The organism is Aquabacterium sp. J223 (genome assembly GCF_024666615.1).
Lineage (GTDB): Bacteria > Pseudomonadota > Gammaproteobacteria > Burkholderiales > Burkholderiaceae_C > J223.
In genome coordinates this window covers 358,738-381,053 of record NZ_CP088297.1, presented here as the reverse complement: position 1 = coordinate 381,053, position 22,316 = coordinate 358,738, and the positions used below count along the sequence as shown (strand labels likewise).

Genomic DNA, 22,316 nt, shown 5'->3' with positions numbered 1-22,316 from the left:
GGCGTCGGGCGTCAGGCCGCGGGCTGGCTGCGCGCCTCCAGCGCCTTCTTGAAGCGGTCGAAGAACTCGCCGGCGATCTTCTTGGCGGCCATGTCGACCAGCCGCGAGCCGATCTGCGCGATCTTGCCGCCCACCGTCGCCTTGGCGACGTAGTGCAGCACCGTCTCCGTCGGTCCGGTGGGCTCCAGCCGCACCTGCGCCTGCCCCTTGCCGTGGCCGGCCATGCCGCCCTGGCCCTCGAACAGCATGGTGTAGGACTCGGGCGGCTGGGCGTCGGCCAGCTGCAGGTTGCCCTTGAACTTGGCCTTCACCGGGCCGACGGCGGCGACCATCAGCATCTCGTAGCGGCCCTCGCCGGTGGCGGTCAGCGACTCGCAGCCGGGGATGCAGGCCTTGAGCAGCTCGGTGTCGTTGAGCGCGGCCCAGGCCTCGGCCTGGGACACGGGCAGGGTGTGCTGGTCGGTCAGTTCCATCTCAGGTCTTCTCGTGATCGGGCGGCGACGGCCGCCGGTGGGGGGTGCGGCCAGCAGGCGGGCGAGCGACTGCAGGCTGTGCAGGTTGTGCGCGGGCACGAAGCGGTCCACGTGCGGCAGCATGGCACGGATGCCGGCCGCGCGTGGCTGGAAGCCGTCGAAGCGCAGCAGCGGGTTGAGCCACACCAGCTCGCGGCAGCGGCGCTGCAGCCGCCCCATCTCCGCCGCCAGGCCGACGGTGTCGCCGTGGGCGAGACCGTCGGTCACCAGCAGCACGGTGGTGCGGCTGTCGAGCACCCGCCCCGCCCAATGGCGGTTGAACGCGTGCAGCGACTCCGCCAGCCGCGTGCCGCCGCCCCAGTCGCCGACGGCCGCTTCCACCGCGGCCACCGCCACGTCGGGGTCGCGCGCGCGCAGCACGCGGGTGATGTCGGTCAGCCGCGTGCCGAAGACGAAGGCCGCCAGCCGCACCTCGGCCCGCGACAGCGCATGGGCGAAGTGCAGCAGCATGCGCGAGTAGCGGCTCATCGAGCCGGAGATGTCGGCCAGCACCACCAGGGGCGGCCGCCGGGTGCGCGGCGCGCGCCACTGCAGGCCGACGATCTCGCCCCCGGCGTGGACCTGGGCGCGCAGCGTGGCCCGCAGGTCGGGCCGCCCGCGGGCGGCGCGCCGCATGCGGCGGGTGGGCAGCGGCGGCAGGAAGGTGTCCAGCCGCGACAGCAGGCGCTTGGCCTCGCGCCATTCGTCGGCCGTCATGGTGTCGAAGTCGGCACGTTGCAGGCGCTCGCGTTCGCTGGCGGACCAGGCCTCGACCTCCAGCCGCTGCTCGGGCGGCTTGTCTTCGGCGCTCGACGGTGCGGGCGGTGTGGCCAGCGCGTCGGCCAGCCGGCGGTTCTGCTTCGGTGCGTTGGCCGCGGCCCGCTGGGCCTGCACCTTGGGCAGCAGCATGGCCATCATCCGGCCGGCGATGTCGGGGTCGCGCCAGAACAGCTCGAAGGCGGCGTCGAAGACCACGCGCTGCTCGTGGCGGTCCAGCCAGCAGGCGGCCAGCGCCTCGCGGAAGTCGTCGCGCCGGTCCAGGCCGCCCTGCTGCAGCGCCTGCAGCGACAGCAGCACCCGGTCGGGACCGACCGCGAGGCCGCTCTTGCGCAGCAGGCGGGCGAACTGCAGGACGTTGTGGCCCAGCTGCCCCGGCAGCTCGCCAGGCCCGCCGGACGGGTCGAGACCAACCGGCATGGGCGCCTCAGGCGGCCAGCGCCTGCTGCGCCTCGGCCAGCAGCCGCGTCACCTCGCCGGCCTGAACGCGGGCGATGTCGTCCTGGTGCTTGAGCAGCACGCCCAGCGTCTGGCCGAGCGTGTCGGCGTCCAGCGCCACGGTGTCCAGCGCGACCAGGGCGCGCGCCCATTCGATCGTTTCCGCCACGCCGGGCAGCTTGGCCAGGTCGAGCCGGCGCAGGCCCTGCACGATGGCCACCACCTGGCGCGACAACGCTATCGGCAACCCCGGCAGCCGGCGCTGCAGGATCAGCCGCTCGCGCTCGGCGTCGGGGAAGCCGACCCAGTGGTACAGGCAGCGGCGCTTCAGCGCGTCGTGCACTTCGCGGGTGCGGTTGGAGGTGAGCACGACGACCGGCGGCTCGGCGGCCTTGACCGTGCCCAGCTCGGGGATGGTGATCTGGAACTCGGCCAGCACCTCGAGCAGGAAGGCCTCGAAGGGCTCGTCGGCGCGGTCGAGTTCGTCGATCAGCAGCACCGGGGCGATGCCGTCGTCCGGCTGCACCGCCTGCAGCAGCGCGCGGCGGATGAGGAAGCGCGGCGCGTACAGCTCGGCCGCCAGCGCGTCGCGGGCGGCCCGGGGGTCGGCGGCGTGGGCCGCATGCGTCGCTTCGGCCAGCCGGATCTCCAGCAGCTGCCGCGGCACGTTCCACTCATAGGCCGCGCCGGCCAGGTCCAGCCCCTCGTGGCACTGCAGCCGCACCAGCGGCCGGTCCAGCATCGTGGCCAGCGTCTTCGCGATCTCGGTCTTGCCGGTGCCCGGTTCGCCTTCCAGGAACAGCGGCCGCTGCAGCGTCAACGCGAGGAAGGCGACGGTGGCCAGCGAACGCTCGGCCACGTAGTCCAGCGCCAGCAGCCGGGCCTGGGTGTCGTCGATGCTGTCAGGGAGAGGGAACGTCATCCACCGATGATGGTGCAGCCAGTCTGGAATCCCCTTGGGACAGGCCGCCAAGGCGGCCAGGGGCGGTGCCGGTCAGCGCGCCCGAACGGATCCGGGTCTCCCGGTCCGTTCGGGTAGCCCCCATGGGGGGGCGGCCGCCAGACGGCCGGGGGCTCACGCACCTGCCACGGCGCGGGCCGCCAGCACCGGGATCAGCGCCGCGCGGTACTCGGCCGAGCCGTGCAGGTCGCTGTTCAGGCCGCTGGCGTCCACCTTGACGCCCTCGCAGGCCTTGGGCGACCAGTCGGCGGCGAGCGCGTCCTCCAGGGCCTTGACGCGGAAGGCGCACGCCCCGGCGCCGGTGACCGCCACCCGCACCCCCTGCGGCCCCTGGCTGAGGAACACGCCCACCAGCGAAAAGCGCGACGCCGGCTGCTTGAACTTCTGCCAGCCCGCCTTGGCCGGGCGGGGGAAGTGCACCGCGGTGATCAGCTCGCCTTCGGCCAGCGCGGTTTCGTACAGGCCGGTGAAGAAGTCGTCGGCGGCGATGGTGCGGCGGTCGGTCTGGATGGTGGCGCCCAGGCCCAGCACGCCGGCCGGGTAGCAGGCGGCCGGGTCGTTGTTGGCCAGGCTGCCGCCCAGCGTGCCGCGGTAGCGCACCTGGCGGTCGCCGATCTTGCCGGCCAGGTCGGCCAGCGCCGGGATGGCGGCGCGCACCTCGGGCGAGGCGGCCACCGCGGCATGGGTGGTCATGGCGCCGATGGTGACCTGGGCGTCGCTGACCGCGATGCGGCGCAGTTCCGCGACCTGGCCCAGGTCGACCAGCGCGTCGGGCGCGGCCAGGCCCAGCTTCATCGACGGCAGCAGCGACTGGCCGCCGGCCAGCAGCTTGGCGCCGTCGGCGGCGGCGGCGTTGAGGGCGTCGGCCACGCTGGCCGGGCGTTGGTAGGCGAAGGCTTGCATCGGGTTCTCCTGGGCCGCGGCGCTCAGCGCGCCGCCTGCCAGACGGTGTACGGGGTCGCCGGCATCGGGATGTCCGGCACCCCCAGAGCATCGCAGATCGCGTTGATCACCGCCGGCGGCGAGCCGATCGCCCCGGCCTCGCCACAGCCCTTGGCGCCGATCGGGTTGTGGGTGCAGGGCGTGCCGGCGGCCGTCTCGACGTCGAAGCTCGGCAGGTCGTTGGCCCGCGGCAGCGCGTAGTCCATGAAGCTGCCGGTCAGCAGCTGGCCGCTGTCGGGGTCGTACACACCGTGCTCGAACAGCGCCTGGCCGATGCCCTGCGCCACCCCGCCGTGCACCTGCCCCTCGACGATCATCGGGTTGATCACGTTGCCGAAGTCGTCGCAGGCGCTGAAGCGGTCCACCCGAACCTGGCCGGTGGCGGGGTCGACCTCCACCTCGCAGACGTAGCTGCCGGCCGGGTAGGTGAAGTTGCTCGGGTCGTAGAACGCGTTCTCGTTGAGGCCGGGCTCCAGCTTGTCGTGCGGGAAGTTGTGCGGCACGTAGGCGGTGAGCGCCACCTGCGCGAAGGGCACCGACTTGTCGGTGCCGGCCACCTTGAACACGCCGTCCTCGAAGACCACGTCGTCGTCGCCGGCCTCCATCAGGTGGGCGGCGATCCGGCGGCCCTTGGCGATGACCTTGTCCAGCGCCTTCAGGATGGCGGTGCCGCCGACGGCCAGCGAGCGCGAGCCGTAGGTGCCCATGCCGAACAGCACCTTGCCGGTGTCGCCGTGCTGGATGTCGACGTCGTCCATGCCGATGCCCAGCTTGTCGGCCACCAGCTGCGCGAAGGTGGTCTCGTGGCCCTGGCCGTGGCTGTGGGCGCCGGTGAAGACGGTGACCTTGCCGGTGGGGTGCACCCGCACCTCGCCGGCCTCGAACAGGCCGGCGCGCGCGCCCAGCGCCCCCGCCACGCTGGACGGCGCCAGGCCGCAGGCCTCGATGTAGCAGGAGTAGCCCAGCCCGCGCTTGAGGCCCTTGGCCTCGCTCGCGGCCTTGCGCTTGGCGAAGCCGGCCACGTCGGCGAGGTCGAGCACGCGGTCGAGCGTGGCCTCGTAGTCGCCGGTGTCGTAGGTCAGCCCCACCGGCGTGGCATAGGGGAACTGGCGGACGAAGTTGCGGCGGCGGATCTCGGCCGGGTCGATGCCGAGCGCCTTGGCCGCGGTCTCGACGATGCGCTCGACGACGTAGGTGGCCTCCGGCCGGCCGGCGCCGCGGTAGGCGTCGACCGGCGCGGTGTTGGTGAAGACGGCGTCCACCGTGACCGCGATCTTCGGCGTCGTGTACTGGCCGGCCAGCAGCGTGGCGTAGAGGATGGTCGGCACCGCCGAGGCGAAGGTGGACAGGTAGGCGCCCAGGTTCGCGGTGGTGTTGACGCGCAGGCCCAGAAAGCGGCCGTCGCGCTCGCAGGCCAGCTCCACCGTGGTGACGTGGTCGCGGCCGTGGGCGTCGGACAGGAAGGCCTCGCTGCGGTCGGCCGTCCACTTGATCGGCCGCCCCACGCGCTTGGCCGCCCACACCAGCGCCGTCTCCTCGCCGTAGAGGAAGATCTTCGAGCCGAAGCCGCCGCCGACATCGGGCGCGACGACGCGCATCTTGTGCTCGGGAATGCCGAGCACGAAGGCGCACATCAGCAGCCGCTCGACGTGCGGGTTCTGGTTGGCGACGTACAGCGTGTAGCTGTCGCTGCTGCGGTCCCACGCGGCGTTGGCCGCGCGGGGCTCGATGGCGTTGGGGATCAGCCGGTTGTTGCGGAAGGTCAGCCGCGCCACGTGCGGCGCCGCCTTGATCGCCGCCTCGGTGCCGTCGATGTCGCCGATGTTCCACTGGTAGCAGCGGTTGTCCGGGGCCTCGTCGTGCACCGCGGCGCCGGCCTTCGTGGCGTCGGCCGTGTCGACCACCGCGGGCAGTTCCTCGTAGTCGACGTCGATCAGCGCCAGCGCGGCACGCGCCTGCTCCAGCGTCTCGGCCACCACCAGCGCCACCCGGTCGCCGACGTAGCGCACCTTGCCGTCGGCCAGCACCGGGTGCTTCGGCTCCTTCATCGGCGTGCCGTCGACGTGGTTGATGAGCCAGCCGCAGGGCAGGCCGCCGACCTCGCGGAAGTGCTCGCCGGTGAAGACGTCCAGCACGCCGGGCGCCGCCCGCGCCGCCGTGGTGTCCACCCGCTTCAGGCGCGCGTGCGCATGGGGGCTGCGCAGGAAGACGCCGTAGGTCTGGCGCGGCAGCACGATGTCGTCGGTGTACTGGCCGGCACCGGTGAGGAAGCGCGCGTCCTCGCGCCGGGTGACCGGGCGGCCGATGAAGCCTTGTCTCGCGTTCATGACCGTCCCCTCAGGCCTTCATGGCCGCAGCGCCCTGCTGCACGGCCTTGACGATGTTGTGGTACCCGGTGCAGCGGCAGAGGTTGCCCTCCAGGCCGTCGCGGATCTCCTGCTCGGTGCCGCAGGCATGGTGGGTGGCCAGGTCGACGGCGCTCATCACCATGCCCGGGGTGCAGAAGCCGCACTGCAGGCCGTGGCACTGCCGGAAGGCTTCCTGCATCGGGTGCAGCGTGCCGTCCGCCTGCGCCAGGCCCTCGATGGTGGTCAGTTGCGCGCCCTGCGCCTGCAACGCCAGCACGGTGCAGCTCTTCACCGCCCGGCCGTCCAGCAGCACCGTGCAGGCGCCGCACTGGGTGGTGTCGCAGCCGATGTGGGTGCCGGTCAGCCGCAGGTGCTCGCGGATGAACTCGGACAGCAGCGTCGACGGCGCCACCGGCCGGGTCACCGGCGCGCCGTTGACGGTCAGGGTGAGGGCAATGGACATGGGCATCTCCGTGAAGCCCCCAGTGGCCATGGCGGGGCGCGGGCCGCGCCGGCATTCGGTGAGGGGACTGGGTGAGGGGACTGACCCATGCTATGCGGCGCCCTGCGCGACCGCAGCCGGCGGGAAACCCTGAAATCCATCGCGGCCGCTGCGGCCGTCGAGACACGGCACACTGATTGAATGGACAACGTCGATCTTCAGGTGCTGCGGCAGGTCTCGCAGTGGTGGCGCGCCGGGCACCCGGTGGTGCTGGGCACGGTCACGCGCACCTGGGGGTCCGCGCCCCGGCCGGTCGGCTCGGTGGTGGCGGTGCGGGCCGATCCGGACGGTGGCGGCCAGATCGCCGGCTCGGTGTCCGGCGGCTGCATCGAGGACGACCTGGTGGCCAAGGTGCGCGACGGCGCGCTGGGCCTGACCCGGCCGCAGCCGCTGCGATACGGCGTCGGCGCGGAAGAGGCGACCCGCTTCGGCCTGCCCTGCGGCGGCACGCTGGAGCTGCTGCTGGAGCCGCTGCACGACGGCTCGCGCATCGACGAGCTGCTGCAGCGGCTGGACGCCGGCGAGCGCGTGCGCCGGGTGCTGCACCTGGGCGACGGCCGCGTCGAGCTTTCGCCGGCCGGCGGCAGCGACGAACTGCAGCTCGACGACCAGCGGCTGGTCACCACCCACGGCCCGCGGTGGCGGCTGGTGGTCATCGGTGCAGGGCAGATGACGCACTACCTCGCCACCATGGCGCGCGCGCTGGACTACGAGGTGCTGATCTGCGACCCGCGCGAGGAGTACGCCAGCGGCTTCGAGGTGCCCGGTGCGCGGCTGCTGCGCGGCATGCCCGACGACGTGCTGGTGGAATTGAAACCCGACGGCCACACCGCCGTGGTGGCGCTGACCCACGACCCCAAGCTGGACGACCTCGCGCTGATGGAGGCGCTGGCCAGCCCCTGCTTCTACGTCGGCGCCATCGGCTCGCGCGTCAACCAGGCCAAGCGCCGGGCGCGGCTGAAGGAGCACTTCGGCCTCACCGACCCGCAGCTCGACCGGTTGCATGGGCCGGTGGGCATCAAGAACGGCGCGCGCACGCCGCCGGAGATCGCGGTGTCCATCCTGGCCGAGCTGACGGCGGTGCGCTACGGCGTGGACCTGCGCCAGGCCGATCCGGCGCCCGGCGAATCCGGCTGCGCGCTGTAGCCGGTGCAGGGCGTCGGCACCGCGCTGCGGCTGTCGCTGGCAGCGGCGGTGTCGCTCGGCATCGCGCGGTTCGCCTACGCGCTGCTGCTGCCGCCGATGCGCGCCGACCTGCAGTGGAGCTACACGGTGGCCGGCGCGCTGAACACCGCCAACGCGCTGGGTTACCTGGTGGGTGCGCTGCTCGCACCGGCGGCGATGCGCCGGCTTGGCGACGGCCGCAGCCTGCTCCTCGGGTCCGCCGCCGCGAGCCTCGGCCTGCTGGCCACCGCCGCCTCGCGCGACACCGCGGTGCTGATGGCGCTGCGCGGGCTCACCGGCGTGGCCAGCGCGCTGGTCTTCGTCAGCGGCGGCCTGCTGGCGGCGCGGCTGGCCGCCGGTGCCGGGTCGCGCGGCGGGTTGCTGCTGGCGCTCTACTACGGCGGCACCGGCTTCGGCATCCTGCTGGCGGCGCTGGCGGTGCCGGCCTGCGAGGCGCTGATGGCCGCGCGAGGGGGCGGTCCGGCCTGGCCGCTGGCCTGGGCGGTGCTCGGCCTGGCTTGCGCCGCGGCCACGCTGGCCCTGCGCCGGCCGGTGGCGCAGGTGCCGGCGGCCGCGCCGTCGCCCGCCGCCGGCACCCCGGCGGCCTTCCGCTGGCGCGACTTCGTCTTCGGGCTGCTGTCCTACGCCGGGTTCGGCATCGGCTACATCGGCTACATGACCTTCGTCGTCGCGCTGCTGCGCGAGCAGGGCCTGCCGTCAGCGCAGGTCACGGTGTTCTACGCTCTGCTGGGCGCCGGCGTGGTGGCCTCGTCCTTCCTCTGGTCGGGGCTGCTGCAGCGCCACCGCAGCGGGCGGCCGATGGCGCTGCTCAACGCGCTGCTGGCGGTGGCCTGCGTGCTGCCGGCGCTGAGCGCCGCGCCGTGGGCGGTGTTCGCCTCCGGCCTGGGCTTCGGTGCCATCTTCCTGCAGGTGCCGGGCGCCACGACGGCGCTGGTGCGGCTGAACACGCCGCCGGCCGGCTGGAGCGGCGGCATCGCCGCGTTCACCGTGGTGTTCGCGCTCGGACAGGTGATCGGTCCGCTGTGGACCGGCTGGTTGTCCGACGGTGCCGGGCTGGCGCGCGGCCTGGTGGCGTCGGCGGCGGTGCTGGGGCTGGCGGCCGTGCTGGCGACGCGGCAGCGCGCGTTGTCCCCGGCCGCTTGAGGGGCCGAAGCCTCAGCTCGGTTCGCCGGCCGCCGCGGGGTGGCTGCGGCTGACGATCAGCCCGGCCTGCAGGTACAGCGCGTTGAGCAGCCGGGTGGCGCGGCCGCGGTCGAAGCCCGGCCATTCGGCCAGCGCGCGCAGGTTGGTGCTCTGCCGCTGCAGCCGTTCGACCGCCGTGCGCAGCACGCCGCCGAGCGCCAGCGGCGCCAGGTCCACGCCGGGCGCGACGCGGTAGGCCGCCAGGCCGGCGATCTCGGGCAGCAGCTCCTCGCGAGAGCCGTGCAGCGCCAGGTGCCAGGTCAGCGGCGCCAGCGGGTGGAACTGGTCGGCCTCGGCCACCAGCGCGCCGAAACGCTGCCCGGGCGCCGGTATCACCGCGGGTTCCACGTGCAGCACCTGCAGTTCCAGCAGGCGGCTCTGCAGGAACTCGGCCATCGGCAGCGTGCAGTGCGCCACCCGCTCCAGCGGGAACAGGCTCAGGCGCAGGACCCGTTCGTCCTGCCCGAGGTGGATGCTCAGCGGCCGCGCATGGCGCATGCAGGCGGCCACCACCTCGAGCAGTTCGGTCTGGCGGCCGGGCTGGGTGAAGCGCTGCAGGTCGGCCAGCAGCGAGGGGCTGAGCGAGGTCAGCCGGGTGCCGCCGGTGTCGGGGTCGTCGTCGGTGGCCACCTCGCGCAGGTAGCGCTGGAAGTCGCTGAGCCGCACCAGGTCCGCTTCGCCGAGCGGCAGGGTGGACCTGAAGGCCTCCGCGTCCTGGGGCAGGGCGCGGCTGGATGGGAACTGCGACATCGCGGTGGATGTTACGACGAACACGTTTGCTTGCAGTTGACGGCGCTGGCAACGGGGGCAATCGCGCCGCCAAGGCGTGCGCACAATCCCGCATGGCCCCTGCGATCACCCGCCGTTTCGACCAGGTCGATGTTTTCGCACCGCGGCCGCTGGCCGGCAACCCGTTGGCGGTCGTGCACGACGCAGTGGGCCTGAGCGACGAGGCGATGCAGGCGTTCGCCGGCTGGACCCGGCTGTCGGAAACGACCTTCCTGCTGCCGCCCACCGACGCCGAGGCGGACTACCGGGTGCGCATCTTCACCCCGGGTGGCGAGCTGCCCTTCGCCGGCCACCCGACGCTCGGGTCCTGCCACGCCTGGCTGGCCGCCGGCGGTCGGCCGCGGCGGCCGACGGAGGTGGTGCAGCAATGCGCCGTCGGTCGGGTGCGGGTGCGGCGCGAGGACGATGGCCTGGCCTTCGCCGCCCCGCCGGTGGTGGTGCGGCCGGCCGACGCCGCGGTGGTGGACGCGGTACTGCGGGCGCTCGGGCTGTCGCCCGAGGCGGTGCGGGCGGTGGCCTGGCTGGACAGCGGCTTTGCGCAGCTGGCGCTGGAACTGGACAGCGCCGACCGGGTGCTGGGCCTGCAGCCCGACCATGCGGCACTGAAGACCCTGGCCAAGGTGGGCGTGGTCGGCCGCCACCGGCCGGGCGGCCCGGCCGACGTCGAGGTGCGCTTCTTCGCCGCCATGATCGGCATCCCGGAGGACCCGGTCACCGGCAGCCTGCAGGCCAACCTGGCGCGCTGGCTGATGGCCGACGGCCGCCTGCCGCGTCGCTACGTCGCCGCGCAGGGCCGCTGCGTCGGCGCCGACGGCCGCGTGGTCCTTCAGGAAGACGACGACGGTACGCTGTGGGTGGGCGGCCGGGTGCAGCCGCTGGTCGAGGGCCGGGTGCTGCTGCAGCCCCGTTGACCGAGGACCGGGTCGGGTGCGGCTCAGCCGGCGCCGGGTCGCCCCGACCCGGCTGAGCACCCCCGCGGGGCGTGACCCCCCTGTAGACGAAGGGCCGGGGGCCGACGTCACTCCTTGCGGTAGTTGTCGTGGCAGGCCTTGCAGCTCTGCGCGGTGGCCCCGAAGGCGGCCTTGATCTGGTCCAGGTTGCCGCTGCGCGCGGCCACCTGCAGCTTGCCGGCCTCTTCCTGCAGCTTCTGCGCGGCGGCGCGGAACTTGTCGTTCTCGCTCCAGATTTCCGGCTTGGCCTTGGTGTTGCCGACGTTGGTGCCCTCGCCGAAGGCCGGCCACGGCAGGCGGGACATGGTGAAGACGATGTCGGCGTTGGCCTGCGCGACGCTGGCGTCGAACGGCACGCGGCCGTTGGCCATGGCGCCCAGACGGCCGAAGTGGGTGCCCATCACCGTGAAGGCGCTCTGGCGGTACTTCACTGCGTCTTCCGGTTTCTGGAACTGGGCGGCGGCGGGCACCGCGGCGCTCAGGCCGGCCACGGCCAGCACGCCGGCGAGAAGGGTCTGCTTCATGAAGGAGATTCTCCGTATTGAGCACCGGCGACGCCGGCGAAGCCGAGGCGGGCAGGCGGTCGCCCTCCCTCCCCTGCACGGTATACGACCGCGGGCCGCAGTTTCTTCCATGGTGCCGCGCGCGGCGACAGGCGCTATCGTTGCGGCCTCGCCGGCCGAGGGCCGGGCCCACACGCCACCATGAACCCGACCGTTTCTTCCGCTGCCAGCCCCTCCTCCACGGTGTCGCCGTCGCGCACCCGGCTGCGCGTCTGGGACCTGCCGACACGCCTGTTCCACTGGGCGCTGGCGGTCTGCGTCATCGGCGCCATCGTGACCGCCAAGGTGGGCGGCAACGCCATGGTCTGGCATTTCCGCCTCGGGGTGACGGTGATGGCGCTGCTGGTGTTCCGGCTGCTGTGGGGCGTGCTCGGCGGCCATTGGTCGCGCTTCGGCACCTTCTTCTACGGACCCGGTGCGCTGTGGCGCTACCTGCGCGGCCGGCCGGCGCCCGGCGACCGCTTCGACTGGGGCCACAGCCCGCTGGGCAGCCTGTCGGTGTGGGGGCTGCTCGCGGTGCTCGCGGTGCAGGTGGCCACCGGCCTGGTGGCCGACGACGAGATCGCCAACATCGGTCCGCTCAACCGCTTCGTCGCCACGGCCACGGCCAGTGCCGCGACCGGGTGGCACAAGGCGGCGGGGCAGTGGCTGGTCATCGCGCTGGCCGTGCTGCACGTGGTGGCGGTGTTCGCCTACCTGCTGGTCAAGCGGCGCAACCTGATCGGGCCGATGCTGCACGGCGACCAGTGGGCGCCGGCCGGGCATGCGCTGCCGGCCTCGCAGGACGGCATCGCGCAGCGCCTGCTGGCGCTGGCGCTGGCGTTCGGCTGCGCCGCGCTGGCGGTCTGGGTATTGCAGCTGTGAAGCCACGACGGGCGGCCGGCGCCGACGATGGCCCGGTCATCCAGCTGCGCGAGCCGCGGTCGCCGGCCGAGCTCGACGAGGCGCGCCAGATCGTTCGCGAATACGGCGACTCGCTCGGCATCGACCTCGGCTTCCAGGGCTTCGAGGCCGAACTGGCCGACCTGCCCGGCGACTACGCGGCACCGCTGGGCACCCTGCTGCTGGCCGAGGTGGACGGCGCCCTGGCCGGCTGCGGCGCGGTCCGCCCCTTGCCCGCCAGCGACTATGCGAACGCCTGCGAGATGAAGCGGTTGTACGTGCGCCGGGCCTTCCGTCGTTTCGGCCTGGGGCGCCAGCTGGCGCAGGCGCTGATGGACCATGCGCGCAGCGCCGGCTTCTCGGTGATGCTGCTCGACACGCTGGACGACATGGAAGCGGCGCGCGAGCTCTATGCGTCGCTGGGCTTCGAGGAGATCCCGCCGTACTACTTCAACCCGGTGGCGGGCTCGCACTACCTGAAGGCCGAGCTGGACCGCGCGCCGTGAACGAAGCCGTCGCCCTGCCCGTCGCGCCGTCCGCGCTCGGTGAATCGCCGTTCTGGCATCCCGGCGAGGCGGCGCTGTACTGGTGCGACATCGACGGTCGGCGGCTGAACCGCTTCGACCCGGCCCGCGGCGACCACCGCGAGTGGTCCTTCGACAGCGAGCCCGCCTGCGTGGCGCCGGTGCTCGGGGGCGGCCTGCTGATGGCGCGGCGCGATGGCCTCTGGCGCTTCGAGCCGGACAGCGGACGCCAGTGGCGCCTGGCCAGGCCTCCCTACGACCCGGCGCAGCAGCGCTTCAACGACGGCAAGGCCGACCCGCAGGGTCGCTTCTGGGTGGCGACGTTGGACGACGCCCGGCGCCCGGGCGAGGCCTCGCTGTACCGGCTGGACCTCGACGGCCTGCAGCGGGTGGCCGGCGGCGCCACCGTCGGCAATGGGCTGGCCTTCAGCCCCGACGGCCGCACGCTGTTCTGGGCCGACACCACCGCCCACGCCATCGACGCCTTCGATCTCGAGCCGGCCGACGGCAGCCTGTCGCGGCGCCGGCCCTTCGCCCGCTTCGCGCCCAAGCCGGCGCCTGGCGCCGAGCCCACCGTCCCCTACGGCGGCCGGCCGGACGGCGCCGCCATGGACAGCGACGGCTGCCTCTGGGTGGCGATGTACGAGGGCGGCCGGCTGCTGCGGCTGTCCCCCCGGCGGCGAGGTGCTGCAGGCCATCGAGCTGCCGGTGCGCTGCCCCACCATGCCGTGCTTCGGTGGGCCGGACCTGCGCACCCTTTACGTCACCAGCGCCCGGCAGGGCCGGCCGCAGGCCGAGGTGCTGCGCCACCCCTGGTCGGGCGCCGTGCTGCAGTTGTCGGTGCAGGTGCCCGGCCTGCCGGTGAACTTCGTCGCGCTGGGCTGAGCGCGGCCCGTCAGGGCGCCGGCGCCAAGCCGGACAACGCCTGCCGCACGCCGGCGACCGTGAGCACCTCCGGCAGCAGGTGCGGCGGCTCGGTGCCCGTGCCGTACAGCACGTAGACCGGCACGCCGCTGCGGCCCAGGCGCTGCAGCTCGGCGGTGATGGCGGCGTCGCGGCGGGTCCAGTCGGCGCGCAGCAGCAGCACGCGGCGGTCGGCGAAGTCGGCCAGCAACTCGGGCCGCGACAGCGTGGTCAGCTTGTTGACCTGGCAGCTGACGCACCAGGCCGCGGTGAAGTCGACGAACACCGGCCGGCCCTGGCCGCGAGCCTCGTCCACGGCGGCGCGGCTCCAGGGCCGCCAGCGGGTGTCGGCCGCCACCGCGGGCGCGGCCGGCTCCGCAGTGTCCAGCCAGGCCAGGCTGGCCGCGGTGGCCCACACCAGCACCGCCAGCGACAGCCCGCCCAGCACCAGCCGCCCGCCGCGCGCCAGCGCCGCCCCGGCCCACGCCCAGGCGCAGAAGGCCAGCGCCAGCAGCACGCCCAGCCAGGCCATCGCGCCGTCCAGCCCCACCTGCTGGCCCAGCACCCACAGCAACCAGACCACGGTGGCGAAGATCGGGAAGGCGAGCAGCGTCTTCAGCGTCGCCATCCACGCCCCCGGGCGCGGCAGCCGTCGCGCCAGCCGCGGCCAGGCCGCCGCCGCCACGTAGGGCGCCGCCAGGCCGAGGCCGAGCGCGGCGAACACCGACAGGGCGGACAGCGTGTCGAGGGTGAGCGCCGCGCCGAGCGCCGCCCCCATGAACGGGGCGCTGCAGGGCGAGGCGACGACGACCGCGAGCACGCCGGTGAGCGCCTGGTCGGCCAGCGGATGCCGGGCCTGCAGCCCCGCCAGGCGGCCGGTCAGCGCGCCGCCCAGGCCGTAGGCGCCCACCAGGTTCAGGCCGATCAGGGTGAACAGCGCCGCCAGCGCCGCGACGAAGGTGGGCGACTGCAGCTGGAAGCCCCAGCCCAGCTGCTCGCCGCCGGCGCGCAGCGCCAGCAGCAGCGCGGCCAGCGCCAGCATGGACGCCAGCACGCCCGCGCCGTAGGCCAGCGCGCCGGCCACCCGCTGGCGGCCGCTGTCGCGGCGGGCGGCGAAGGACAGCAGCTTCAACGACAGCACCGGGAACACGCAGGGCATGAGGTTGAGCAGCAGGCCGCCGAGGAAGGCCAGTGCCAGCGTGGCGGGCAGCGCGCCGTCGGTCGGCACGGCGCCGATCGGCTCCGCCGACGGCGCCGGCGCCGGCGTGCTGCCGGGGGCCGGCCAGGGGCCCCGCACCGGCACCTCGATGCGCACCGACTGGCCGGCGGCGGTGGCGAGCACCAGCGGCAGCATGGCCGGCGCCTCGGCGCGCTCGGGCGCGAGCGGCAGGCGGGCGGTGTAGCGCTCGGCCTGCCACTGCTGCTGCGGCGTGGCCGCCGCGGCCAGCACCGCGGGCGTCTCGGGCAGCAACTGCAGCGACTGGCCACGCCAGGCGGCCGGCAGTGCGCCGACCTCCAGCACCAGCGCGTGGTCCTCGAGGCGGGCCTCGGCGCGGGCATCGGCCAGCGGCTGCGGCAGCGCGCGCCGCGCGGCGTCGAACAGCGCGCGGTGGCCGGCGGTGGCGGCCTGTGTCGGCAGCTGCAGCCGGAACTCGCCGGACTGCGGGATGCAGACCTCCTTGCACACCAGCCATTCGGCCTTGAGCCGGACGTCGAGCGTCGGCGCCGCGAAGCCGGGCGGCACGGTGAGCGGCACCGGCAGCAGCACTTCGCCTTCGTAGCCGTGGTTCATCAGCGGGCCCACCGGCAGCCGCTTCGGCAGTGGCCATTCGATGTCGCCGGCTTCGACGCCGAGCGGCAGCGTCCAGGTCAGCAGGGTCGGCAGGCCGGAGTCGCCCGGGTTCTTCCAGTAGGTGTGCCAGTGCGGCGCGTGCTGCAGCCGCAGGCCCAGCATCACCGGCGCGCCGGGCACCACGCCCTGCGGTGCGTCGGCGACCAGTTCGGCGCGGACCTGCTCGGTGGTGACCGTGGTCGTCTGCGCCCGCGAGGTCGCGGGCAGCAGGGCGGCGAGCAGGACGGCCGGGACGACGAAGCGCAGGGCGGGAAAGGGCATGCGGTTTGGAAGGGCGGCCGGGCGGCGGGTTCCGGCCGTCATGGCGCGGGGCGCGAGTCCAGCCGTTGCGTGCGGCCGATCGGCGTGACGAAGAAGGTGTCGTCCGCCAGACCGGCGGCCCGACGCGCGAGCGCCAGCGCCCGCGGCGGCTCGTCCAACGATTCGTCTGTCAGCGCGAAGGTTCCCCAATGGATGCCGAGCGAGCGGCGCGCCCCGAGGTCGCGGTGGATCTGCACCGCCTCGGCAGGGTTGACGTGCTGGGGCTGCATGAACCAGCGCGGCTCGTAGGCGCCGATGGGCAGCAGCGCGAGGTCGAAGCCGACACCGCCCAGGCGCGGCGCCAGCCGGCCGGCGATCTCCTGGAAGTCCTGCGAGTAGCCGGTGTCCCCGGCGAAGAACCAGCGGAAGCCGGGTTGCAGCACCGCATAGCCGCCCCACAGCGTCTTCATGCGGTCGCCGAGGCCGCGCGCCGACCAGTGCTGCACCGGCGTCAGCACGACCTCGGTGTCGCCGATGCGGTGGCCCTGCCACCAGTCCAGCTCGACGGCGTTGGTGATGCCGTGTTCGGCCAGCCAGGCCTTCAGGCCCAGCGGCACGACGAACAGCGGCGAGCCGCCGCGCTGGGCGGCCAGTGCCTTCACGCTGGCCTCGTCGAGGTGGTCGTAGTGGTTGTGCGAGATCACGACCACGTCGATGCGGGGCAGCGTGCCGGGGTCGAGGGCCGGCGGCTGCGCGCGCTTCGGGCCGATCCACGTCAGCGGCGAGGCGCGCTCCGAGAAGACGGGGTCGGTGAGCAGGTTGAGCCCGCCCGCCTGCACCAGCACGGTGGCGTGGCCGATCCACGTCACCGCCGGCACCATCGCCGCACCGGCGCCGGCGTTGGCCCGGATGAAGGCGGTGTCGGGCGCTTCGGTGGGGATGGGCTCGCGCGGTGGTTTGGGCAGGCCCTCGCGCAGCGCCTGCCAGCGCCAGCGCAGCAGCTCGGTGAACGCCTTGGGCTCGAAGCCGGGCTGCCGGTTCTGGTAGCGGCCGTCCTCGCGGCGCGCACCCTCGCCCGTCGTCTCGGGCAGCGGCCCGGCGCTGCCGCAGCCGGCGAGCGACAGGCAGGCCATCAGGCCGGCCAGCGTCCGCATGGCGCGCCAGCGGACCGGTGCGGTGCATGCCATCGGCGATCGGCGCTGCGGTCGGGCCAGGGGGGCGGTCGGCATGGGGCCGCATGATGCAGCGACCGGGCGGCCCGTGCAGCGCGCGGGCGGGCGGCCCGGCCGCCAGCGCCGCCGTCGTGCTGCGCTGTGGTGCCGATGCCGCACGCTGGTGCGTGGGCGCTGGTGCATCCTTTCTAAAGGCTGTCGATGCGCGGTGGTTACCACGTATAATCCCTAGGCTTTGCTGTTCGCAGCCCCCTCCAACGCCTTCCCATGCCCCAACAGATGCCGCGCCCCTTGCGGGCCACGGCCTGGCGGGACCACGAGACGGCCGAGGACGAGCACGACGACGAACCGATCCGGCCGCTGACGCGCGACGAAGCGCAGCGTCTTCGCGCCGGTCAGCCGCCACTGTCACTGTGGCGGCTGGTGGCGGCCCAGGCCGCCGTCGGGGCTCTCGTCGCCGTGCTGGCGTGGGGCTGGTCGGGCCGGGGCTCGGTGGCCGCGTCGGCGCTTTATGGCGCTTTCGCGGTGACCGCACCGACCGCCCTGATGGTCATCGGCCTGTCCGGCAAATCGAATGTCCCGAATGCGGGCGCGATGGCCCTTCGCTTCCTGGCGTGGGAGTTCGTCAAGCTCGGGGCCTCGGTCGGCCTGCTGTTGTTGGCGCCGAAGCTGGTGGTGCCGCTCAGCTGGCCTGCGCTGCTGGCGGCCCTGGTGCTGTGCATGAAGGTCAACTGGCTGGCCCTGCTGTGGCGGGGCCGGGTGAAGTCAAACGACGCTTGAGGTTCTAGGAAAGATGGCAGCCGACGCGAATGCGCCCACCGCTGGCGAGTACATCCAGCACCACCTTCGGCACCTGCAGAAGGACTTCTCGTTCGAGAACGTGAGCCAGAAGTCCATCGTCGACTTCAGCGTCTTCAACCTCGACAGCGTCTTCTTCTCGCTGGTGCTCGGCGCCATCGGCTGCTTCCTGCTGTGGCGCGCGGCGCGCAAGGCCACCTCCGGCGTGCCGGGCCGCTTCCAGGCGGCGGTGGAGATCCTGGCCGAGATGGTCGAGAGCCAGGCCAAGGGCGTGATCCACAACGAGAAGAGCCGCAAGCTGGTCTCGCCGCTGGCGCTGACCGTGTTCGTCTGGATCTTCCTGATGAACTTCATGGACATGCTGCCGGTGGACCTGCTGCCCGGCATCTGGCACGTCGCCGGTCCGGCCCTGGGCCACAGCGACTACCTGCGCGTGGTGCCCACCGCCGACCTCTCCACCACGCTCGGCCTGTCGGTGAGCGTGCTGCTGGTCTGCCTGTTCTACAACATCAAGATCAAGGGCCTGGGCGGCTGGGGCCACGAGCTGATCTCGGCCCCGTTCGGCGCGCACTGGGCGCTGTGGCCGTTCAACTTCCTCATGCAGATGATCGAGTTCCTGGCCAAGACCGTTTCGCACGGCATGCGGCTGTTCGGCAACATGTTCGCCGGCGAACTCGTCTTCATGCTGATCGCGCTGATGGGCGGCGCCTTCACGCTGTCGGCCACCGGCATCGGCCTGGCCATCGGCCACGTCGTCGCCGGCACCGTGTGGACGCTGTTCCACATCCTCGTGATCACGCTGCAGGCGTTCATCTTCATGATGCTCGCGCTGATCTACGTGGGCCAGGCGCACGACGCGCACTGACCTGCGGTTCCCTTCCCCTCCGTTCGTTCGTTTCTCTCGTCCTCTAACTAGGAGCAATCATGGAAAACATCCTCGGTCTCGTCGCGCTGGCTTGCGGTCTCATCGTCGGCCTGGGCGCCATCGGCGCTTCCATCGGCATCGCGCTGATGGGCGGCAAGTACCTCGAGGCCTCTGCCCGTCAGCCCGAGCTGATGAACGAGCTGCAGACCAAGATGTTCATCCTGGCCGGTCTGATCGACGCGGCCTTCCTGATCGGCGTGGCCATCGCGCTGCTGTTCGCCTTCGCCAACCCCTTCGTGCTGGCCTGATCGCCGCCGCCGCGAAGCCCACGACCGAAAGGATCGTGCCGTGAACATCAACGCAACCCTGTTCCTGCAGGCGATCGTCTTCGCGATCCTGGTCTGGTTCACCATGCGCTTCATCTGGCCGCCGATCACGAAGGCGCTGGACGAGCGCGCCGCCAAGATCGCTGCCGGACTGGCCGCCGCCGACAAGGCCAAGAGCGAACTGGCGCAGGCCAACCGCAAGGTCGAGGAGCAGCTGGCCGCCACCCGCGACGAGGCGGGCAAGCGCATCGCCGACGCCGAGCGCATGGCCCAGGGCCTGGTCGAGGACGCGAAGCGCCGTGCCGAGGAAGAGGGCGCCAAGATCGTCGCCGCTGCCAAGGCCGAGGCCGAGCAGCAGTCGATCCGTGCCCGCGAGGCGCTGCGCGACGAGGTGGCCGCACTGGCCGTCAAGGGCGCCGAGGCCATCCTGCGCCGCGAGGTCAACCCGCAGGTCCACGCCGAGCTGCTGGGCCGTCTGAAGAGCGAGCTCTGACCCCATGGCCGAAATCGCCACCATCGCCCGTCCCTACGCCGAAGCGCTGCTGAAGGCCGGCGGCGACCAGGCCACGTCGACCCAGCTGCAGCTGCTGGGCGCGCTGGCCGGCGACCCCGGCCTGCGCGCGTTCGCCCACCACCCGGGCGTGCCGCGCGAGCAGGTGGTGCAACTGCTCGCCGACCTCGCCACGCAGCAGCAGGGCGGGCCGCTGTCGCCGCCGGTGGCGAACCTGCTGGCGGCGGTGGTCGACAACGACCGCCTGGACGCCCTGCCCGAGGTCGCCCGCCAGTTCCAGGCGCTGATCAACGAGCGCACCGGCGTGGCCGATGCGGTGGTCACCAGCGCCTTCCCGATCGACGACGCCCAGCGCGCCGAGATCGGCCAGGCGCTGGAGCGCCGCTTCGGCCGTCGGCTGGCGATCCGCAGCGTCGAGGTCGACCCCGAGCTGATCGGCGGCATCCGGGTCGTGGTCGGCGACGAGGTGCTGGACACCTCGGTCAAGGCCCGGCTCGAGCAGATGAAGGCCGCGCTGACGGCCTGAGCCCCTCACCCGACGCCAGCGCCACCGCCCACGGATCGATCACCCCATCAGGCCGCCTCAAACGCCGTCTGGGAGCAAGCAATGCAACTGAATCCCGCTGAGATTTCCGAACTGATCAAGAGCCGCATCGAGGGCCTGAAGGCCACGACGGACGTGCGCAACCAGGGCACCGTGGTGTCCGTGACCGACGGCATCTGCCGCGTGCACGGCCTGTCGGAGGTCATGGCCGGCGAGATGCTGGAGTTCCCCGCGGCCCCGGGCGGCGTGCCGACCATCGGCCTGGCGCTGAACCTGGAGCGCGACTCCGTCGGCGCGGTGATCCTGGGCGAGTACGAGCACATCTCGGAAGGCGACACCGTCAAGACGACCGGCCGCATCCTGGAGGTGCCCGTCGGTCCCGAGCTGATCGGCCGCGTGGTCAACGCGCTGGGCCAGCCCATCGACGGCAAGGGCCCGATCAACGCCAAGATGACCGACGTCATCGAGAAGGTCGCACCGGGCGTGATCGCCCGCCAGTCGGTGGACCAGCCGGTGCAGACCGGCCTCAAGTCGATCGACTCGATGGTGCCCGTGGGCCGCGGCCAGCGCGAGCTGATCATCGGCGACCGCCAGACCGGCAAGAGCGCGGTGGCGGTCGACACGATCATCAACCAGAAGGGTCAGAACATGACCTGCGTGTACGTCGCCATCGGGCAGAAGGCGTCCACGATCAAGAACATCGTGCGCGCGCTGGAAGCCAACGGTGCGATGGAGTACACCATCGTCGTCGCCGCCTCGGCCTCCGAATCCGCGGCCATGCAGTACGTGTCGGCCTACTCCGGCTGCACCATGGGCGAGTACTTCCGCGACCGCGGCCAGGACGCGCTGATCGTCTACGACGACCTGTCCAAGCAGGCCGTGGCCTATCGCCAGGTGTCGCTGCTGCTGCGCCGCCCGCCGGGCCGCGAGGCCTACCCGGGCGACGTGTTCTACCTGCACAGCCGCCTGCTGGAGCGCGCCGCACGCGTCAACGCCGACTACGTCGAGGCCTTCACCAAGGGCGAGGTCAAGGGCAAGACCGGCTCGCTGACGGCGCTGCCCATCATCGAGACGCAGGCCGGCGACGTGTCCGCCTTCGTGCCGACCAACGTGATCTCGATCACCGACGGCCAGATCTTCCTGGAGACCGCCCTGTTCAACGCCGGCATCCGGCCCGCCATCAACGCCGGCATCTCGGTGTCGCGGGTGGGCGGTGCGGCGCAGACCAAGCTGATCAAGGGCCTGTCGGGCGGCATCCGGACCGACCTGGCCCAGTACCGCGAGCTGGCCGCCTTCGCGCAGTTTGCCTCCGACCTGGACGAGGCCACCCGCAAGCAGCTGGACCGCGGCGCCCGCGTGACCGAGTTGCTCAAGCAGCCGCAGTACAGCCCGCTGCCCATCAGCCTGATGGCCGCGACGCTGTACGCCGTGAACAAGGGCTTCATGGACGACGTGGACGTGAAGAAGGTGCTCGCCTTCGAAAGCGGCCTGCACCAGTTCCTGAAGGCCAGCCACGGCCCGCTGCTGCAGAAGCTGGAGACGAACAAGGCGATGGACAAGGACGCGGAGGCCGAACTCAACTCGGCCATCGCCGCCTTCAAGAAGTCCTTCGGCTGACCTCTCTTTAAGGAGCCCTGACCATGGCGGTCGGCAAGGAAATTCGCCTGAAGATCAAGTCCTTCGAGAACACGAAGAAGATCACCAAGGCGATGGAGCTGGTCTCCGCGTCGAAGATGCGCAAGGCGCAGGACCGCATGCGCTCCGGCCGTCCGTACTCGGACAAGGTGCGCAACATCATCGCCAACCTGGCGGGCGCCAATCCCGAGTACCGCTCGGCCTACCAGCGCACCGACGCCACCAGCAAGAAGGTCGGCTTCGTCGTCGTCACCACCGACAAGGGCCTGTGCGGCGGCCTCAACACCAACCTGCTGCGCAACGTCACGCAGAAGATGCGTGAGCTGCAGGGCCAGGGCGTCGAGGTGCAGGCGGTGGCGATCGGCAACAAGGGCCTGGGCTTCCTCAACCGCCTCGGCGTGCCGGTGGTCTCGCACCTCACGCAGATGGGCGACAAGCCCAGCCTGGAGAAGCTGATCGGCCCGGTGAAGGTCATGCTCGACGCCTTCGTCGAAGGCCGGCTGGACGCGGTGTACCTCTGCTACACCCGCTTCATCAACACCATGCGGCAGGAGCCGATGGTCGAGCCGCTGCTGCCGCTGGCCGCCTCACGGCTGGCGCAGACCGAGCAGGAGAAGGCGCAGTACGGCTGGGACTACCTGTACGAGCCCGACGCGCAGACCGTCATCGACGAGCTGATGACCCGCTACATCGAGGCGCTGGTCTTCCAGGCGGTGGCCGAGAACATGGCCTCCGAGCAGTCGGCCCGCATGGTGGCGATGAAGGCCGCCACCGACAACGCCGGCAACCTCATCAGCGAGCTCAAGCTCGTCTACAACAAGACGCGGCAGGCGGCGATCACCAAGGAGCTGTCCGAGATCGTCTCGGGCGCGGCCGCGGTCTGACACAGATTCGAATCCCAAGGAAAGAAGCGAA

Annotated in this window: 21 protein-coding genes and 1 pseudogene; 13 read left to right on the top strand and 9 right to left on the bottom strand. The window is 72.5% G+C overall.

Translation table 11 applies throughout. The features are described 5' to 3' along the window. Nucleotides 1–11: 11 nt before the first annotated feature. From LRS07_RS01800 to LRS07_RS01780, 5 genes are all read right to left on the bottom strand, one after another. Nucleotides 12–1,709, bottom strand: a complete 1,698-nt coding sequence (locus tag LRS07_RS01800) for a VWA domain-containing protein (RefSeq protein WP_260500327.1) — start codon at nt 1,707–1,709, stop codon at nt 12–14. A gap of 7 nt (nt 1,710–1,716) precedes the next feature. After that, complete coding sequence (locus tag LRS07_RS01795) at nt 1,717–2,649, bottom strand: AAA family ATPase (protein WP_260500326.1); 933 nt, start codon at nt 2,647–2,649, stop codon at nt 1,717–1,719. A gap of 153 nt (nt 2,650–2,802) precedes the next feature. Beyond that, nucleotides 2,803–3,591: an FAD binding domain-containing protein gene (locus LRS07_RS01790; RefSeq protein WP_260500325.1), complete on the bottom strand. Its 789-nt coding sequence runs from the start codon at nt 3,589–3,591 to the stop codon at nt 2,803–2,805. Nucleotides 3,592–3,614: 23 nt separating this feature from the next. Continuing rightward, nucleotides 3,615–5,957 carry a xanthine dehydrogenase family protein molybdopterin-binding subunit gene (locus tag LRS07_RS01785; protein ID WP_260500324.1) on the bottom strand — a complete coding sequence of 781 codons (2,343 nt, stop codon included), beginning with the start codon at nt 5,955–5,957 and terminating at the stop codon, nt 3,615–3,617. A 10-nt stretch (nt 5,958–5,967) separates the two neighbouring features. After that, nucleotides 5,968–6,441, bottom strand: coding sequence for a (2Fe-2S)-binding protein (locus LRS07_RS01780; RefSeq protein ID WP_260500323.1), 474 nt, complete (start codon nt 6,439–6,441; stop codon nt 5,968–5,970). Between the two features lie 180 nt (nt 6,442–6,621). Between LRS07_RS01780 and LRS07_RS01775 the strand changes: the two genes are divergently transcribed. Next, a complete protein-coding gene (locus tag LRS07_RS01775; RefSeq protein ID WP_260500322.1) occupies nt 6,622–7,626 on the top strand; it encodes an XdhC family protein in 1,005 nt (334 codons plus the stop codon). A 3-nt stretch (nt 7,627–7,629) separates the two neighbouring features. Beyond that, on the top strand, nt 7,630–8,808 hold the full coding sequence (locus LRS07_RS01770; RefSeq protein WP_260500321.1) for a YbfB/YjiJ family MFS transporter: 1,179 nt from the start codon (nt 7,630–7,632) through the stop codon (nt 8,806–8,808). Nucleotides 8,809–8,820: 12 nt separating this feature from the next. Here LRS07_RS01770 and LRS07_RS01765 read toward each other — a convergent pair whose 3' ends face one another. Then, nucleotides 8,821–9,597, bottom strand: coding sequence for a hypothetical protein (locus LRS07_RS01765; protein ID WP_260500320.1), 777 nt, complete (start codon nt 9,595–9,597; stop codon nt 8,821–8,823). 92 nt (nt 9,598–9,689) lie between these two features. On the opposite strand from LRS07_RS01765, the gene LRS07_RS01760 reads away from it, so the two are divergent. After that, nucleotides 9,690–10,547 carry a PhzF family phenazine biosynthesis protein gene (locus tag LRS07_RS01760; protein ID WP_260500319.1) on the top strand — a complete coding sequence of 286 codons (858 nt, stop codon included), beginning with the start codon at nt 9,690–9,692 and terminating at the stop codon, nt 10,545–10,547. Between the two features lie 107 nt (nt 10,548–10,654). On the opposite strand, the gene LRS07_RS01755 is transcribed toward LRS07_RS01760, so the two are convergent. Further along, nucleotides 10,655–11,110 (bottom strand): c-type cytochrome, encoded by a 456-nt coding sequence (locus LRS07_RS01755; protein WP_260500318.1) that lies wholly within the window; start codon nt 11,108–11,110, stop codon nt 10,655–10,657. 180 nt (nt 11,111–11,290) lie between these two features. Here LRS07_RS01755 and LRS07_RS01750 point away from each other — a divergent pair, with 180 nt between their 5' ends. The 3 genes and pseudogenes from LRS07_RS01750 to LRS07_RS01740 all read left to right on the top strand — a co-directional run bounded on the left by LRS07_RS01750 (nt 11,291) and on the right by LRS07_RS01740 (nt 13,440). Further along, the gene (locus LRS07_RS01750) at nt 11,291–12,013 is read left to right on the top strand and encodes a cytochrome b/b6 domain-containing protein (RefSeq protein WP_260500317.1); all 723 of its coding nucleotides are present in this window, start codon (nt 11,291–11,293) and stop codon (nt 12,011–12,013) included. Then, nucleotides 12,010–12,537, top strand: a complete 528-nt coding sequence (locus tag LRS07_RS01745; protein ID WP_409450587.1) for a GNAT family N-acetyltransferase — start codon at nt 12,010–12,012, stop codon at nt 12,535–12,537. The genes LRS07_RS01750 and LRS07_RS01745 overlap by 4 nt, the downstream gene beginning before the upstream one ends. After that, nucleotides 12,534–13,440 (top strand): annotated as a pseudogene (locus tag LRS07_RS01740) (SMP-30/gluconolactonase/LRE family protein). Before LRS07_RS01745 ends, LRS07_RS01740 begins: the two are co-directional and overlap by 4 nt. A gap of 10 nt (nt 13,441–13,450) precedes the next feature. On the opposite strand, the gene LRS07_RS01735 reads toward LRS07_RS01740, so the two are convergent. After that, nucleotides 13,451–15,571 carry a protein-disulfide reductase DsbD family protein gene (locus LRS07_RS01735; RefSeq protein WP_260500316.1) on the bottom strand — a complete coding sequence of 707 codons (2,121 nt, stop codon included), beginning with the start codon at nt 15,569–15,571 and terminating at the stop codon, nt 13,451–13,453. Between the two features lie 38 nt (nt 15,572–15,609). Continuing rightward, nucleotides 15,610–16,779: an MBL fold metallo-hydrolase gene (locus LRS07_RS01730; protein ID WP_260500315.1), complete on the bottom strand. Its 1,170-nt coding sequence runs from the start codon at nt 16,777–16,779 to the stop codon at nt 15,610–15,612. Nucleotides 16,780–16,989: 210 nt separating this feature from the next. On the opposite strand from LRS07_RS01730, the gene LRS07_RS01725 reads away from it, so the two are divergent. From LRS07_RS01725 to atpG, 7 genes are all read left to right on the top strand, one after another. Then, a complete protein-coding gene (locus LRS07_RS01725) occupies nt 16,990–17,502 on the top strand; it encodes an ATP synthase subunit I (RefSeq protein WP_260500314.1) in 513 nt (170 codons plus the stop codon). A 13-nt stretch (nt 17,503–17,515) separates the two neighbouring features. Continuing rightward, entirely contained in the window at nt 17,516–18,385 is an 870-nt protein-coding gene (atpB, locus tag LRS07_RS01720; protein ID WP_260500313.1) for a F0F1 ATP synthase subunit A, read from the top strand. Nucleotides 18,386–18,444: 59 nt separating this feature from the next. Next, nucleotides 18,445–18,693 carry a F0F1 ATP synthase subunit C gene (gene atpE / locus LRS07_RS01715; protein WP_260500312.1) on the top strand — a complete coding sequence of 83 codons (249 nt, stop codon included), beginning with the start codon at nt 18,445–18,447 and terminating at the stop codon, nt 18,691–18,693. Nucleotides 18,694–18,733: 40 nt separating this feature from the next. After that, nucleotides 18,734–19,204 (top strand): F0F1 ATP synthase subunit B, encoded by a 471-nt coding sequence (locus LRS07_RS01710; RefSeq protein ID WP_260500311.1) that lies wholly within the window; start codon nt 18,734–18,736, stop codon nt 19,202–19,204. A 4-nt stretch (nt 19,205–19,208) separates the two neighbouring features. After that, on the top strand, nt 19,209–19,748 hold the full coding sequence (locus tag LRS07_RS01705; protein WP_260500310.1) for a F0F1 ATP synthase subunit delta: 540 nt from the start codon (nt 19,209–19,211) through the stop codon (nt 19,746–19,748). Nucleotides 19,749–19,829: 81 nt separating this feature from the next. Next, nucleotides 19,830–21,383, top strand: coding sequence for a F0F1 ATP synthase subunit alpha (gene atpA, locus LRS07_RS01700; RefSeq protein ID WP_260500309.1), 1,554 nt, complete (start codon nt 19,830–19,832; stop codon nt 21,381–21,383). A gap of 23 nt (nt 21,384–21,406) precedes the next feature. After that, nucleotides 21,407–22,285 (top strand): F0F1 ATP synthase subunit gamma, encoded by an 879-nt coding sequence (atpG, locus tag LRS07_RS01695; RefSeq protein WP_260500308.1) that lies wholly within the window; start codon nt 21,407–21,409, stop codon nt 22,283–22,285. Nucleotides 22,286–22,316 lie beyond the last annotated feature (31 nt).

Excerpts from the sequence above, each read along its gene's own strand:
- LRS07_RS01800 (WP_260500327.1), bottom strand. The coding sequence starts at position 1,709 with ATGCCGGTTGGTCTCGACCCGTCCGGCGGGCCTGGCGAGCTGCCGGGG.
- LRS07_RS01795 (WP_260500326.1), bottom strand. The coding sequence starts at position 2,649 with ATGACGTTCCCTCTCCCTGACAGCATCGACGACACCCAGGCCCGGCTG.
- LRS07_RS01790 (WP_260500325.1), bottom strand. The coding sequence starts at position 3,591 with ATGCAAGCCTTCGCCTACCAACGCCCGGCCAGCGTGGCCGACGCCCTC.
- LRS07_RS01785 (WP_260500324.1), bottom strand. The coding sequence starts at position 5,957 with ATGAACGCGAGACAAGGCTTCATCGGCCGCCCGGTCACCCGGCGCGAG.
- LRS07_RS01780 (WP_260500323.1), bottom strand. The coding sequence starts at position 6,441 with ATGTCCATTGCCCTCACCCTGACCGTCAACGGCGCGCCGGTGACCCGG.
- LRS07_RS01775 (WP_260500322.1), top strand. The coding sequence starts at position 6,622 with ATGGACAACGTCGATCTTCAGGTGCTGCGGCAGGTCTCGCAGTGGTGG.
- LRS07_RS01765 (WP_260500320.1), bottom strand. The coding sequence starts at position 9,597 with ATGTCGCAGTTCCCATCCAGCCGCGCCCTGCCCCAGGACGCGGAGGCC.
- LRS07_RS01760 (WP_260500319.1), top strand. The coding sequence starts at position 9,690 with ATGGCCCCTGCGATCACCCGCCGTTTCGACCAGGTCGATGTTTTCGCA.
- LRS07_RS01755 (WP_260500318.1), bottom strand. The coding sequence starts at position 11,110 with ATGAAGCAGACCCTTCTCGCCGGCGTGCTGGCCGTGGCCGGCCTGAGC.
- LRS07_RS01750 (WP_260500317.1), top strand. The coding sequence starts at position 11,291 with ATGAACCCGACCGTTTCTTCCGCTGCCAGCCCCTCCTCCACGGTGTCG.
- LRS07_RS01735 (WP_260500316.1), bottom strand. The coding sequence starts at position 15,571 with ATGCCCTTTCCCGCCCTGCGCTTCGTCGTCCCGGCCGTCCTGCTCGCC.
- LRS07_RS01730 (WP_260500315.1), bottom strand. The coding sequence starts at position 16,779 with ATGCCGACCGCCCCCCTGGCCCGACCGCAGCGCCGATCGCCGATGGCA.
- LRS07_RS01725 (WP_260500314.1), top strand. The coding sequence starts at position 16,990 with ATGCCCCAACAGATGCCGCGCCCCTTGCGGGCCACGGCCTGGCGGGAC.
- atpB (WP_260500313.1), top strand. The coding sequence starts at position 17,516 with ATGGCAGCCGACGCGAATGCGCCCACCGCTGGCGAGTACATCCAGCAC.
- atpE (WP_260500312.1), top strand. The coding sequence starts at position 18,445 with ATGGAAAACATCCTCGGTCTCGTCGCGCTGGCTTGCGGTCTCATCGTC.
- LRS07_RS01705 (WP_260500310.1), top strand. The coding sequence starts at position 19,209 with ATGGCCGAAATCGCCACCATCGCCCGTCCCTACGCCGAAGCGCTGCTG.
- atpA (WP_260500309.1), top strand. The coding sequence starts at position 19,830 with ATGCAACTGAATCCCGCTGAGATTTCCGAACTGATCAAGAGCCGCATC.
- atpG (WP_260500308.1), top strand. The coding sequence starts at position 21,407 with ATGGCGGTCGGCAAGGAAATTCGCCTGAAGATCAAGTCCTTCGAGAAC.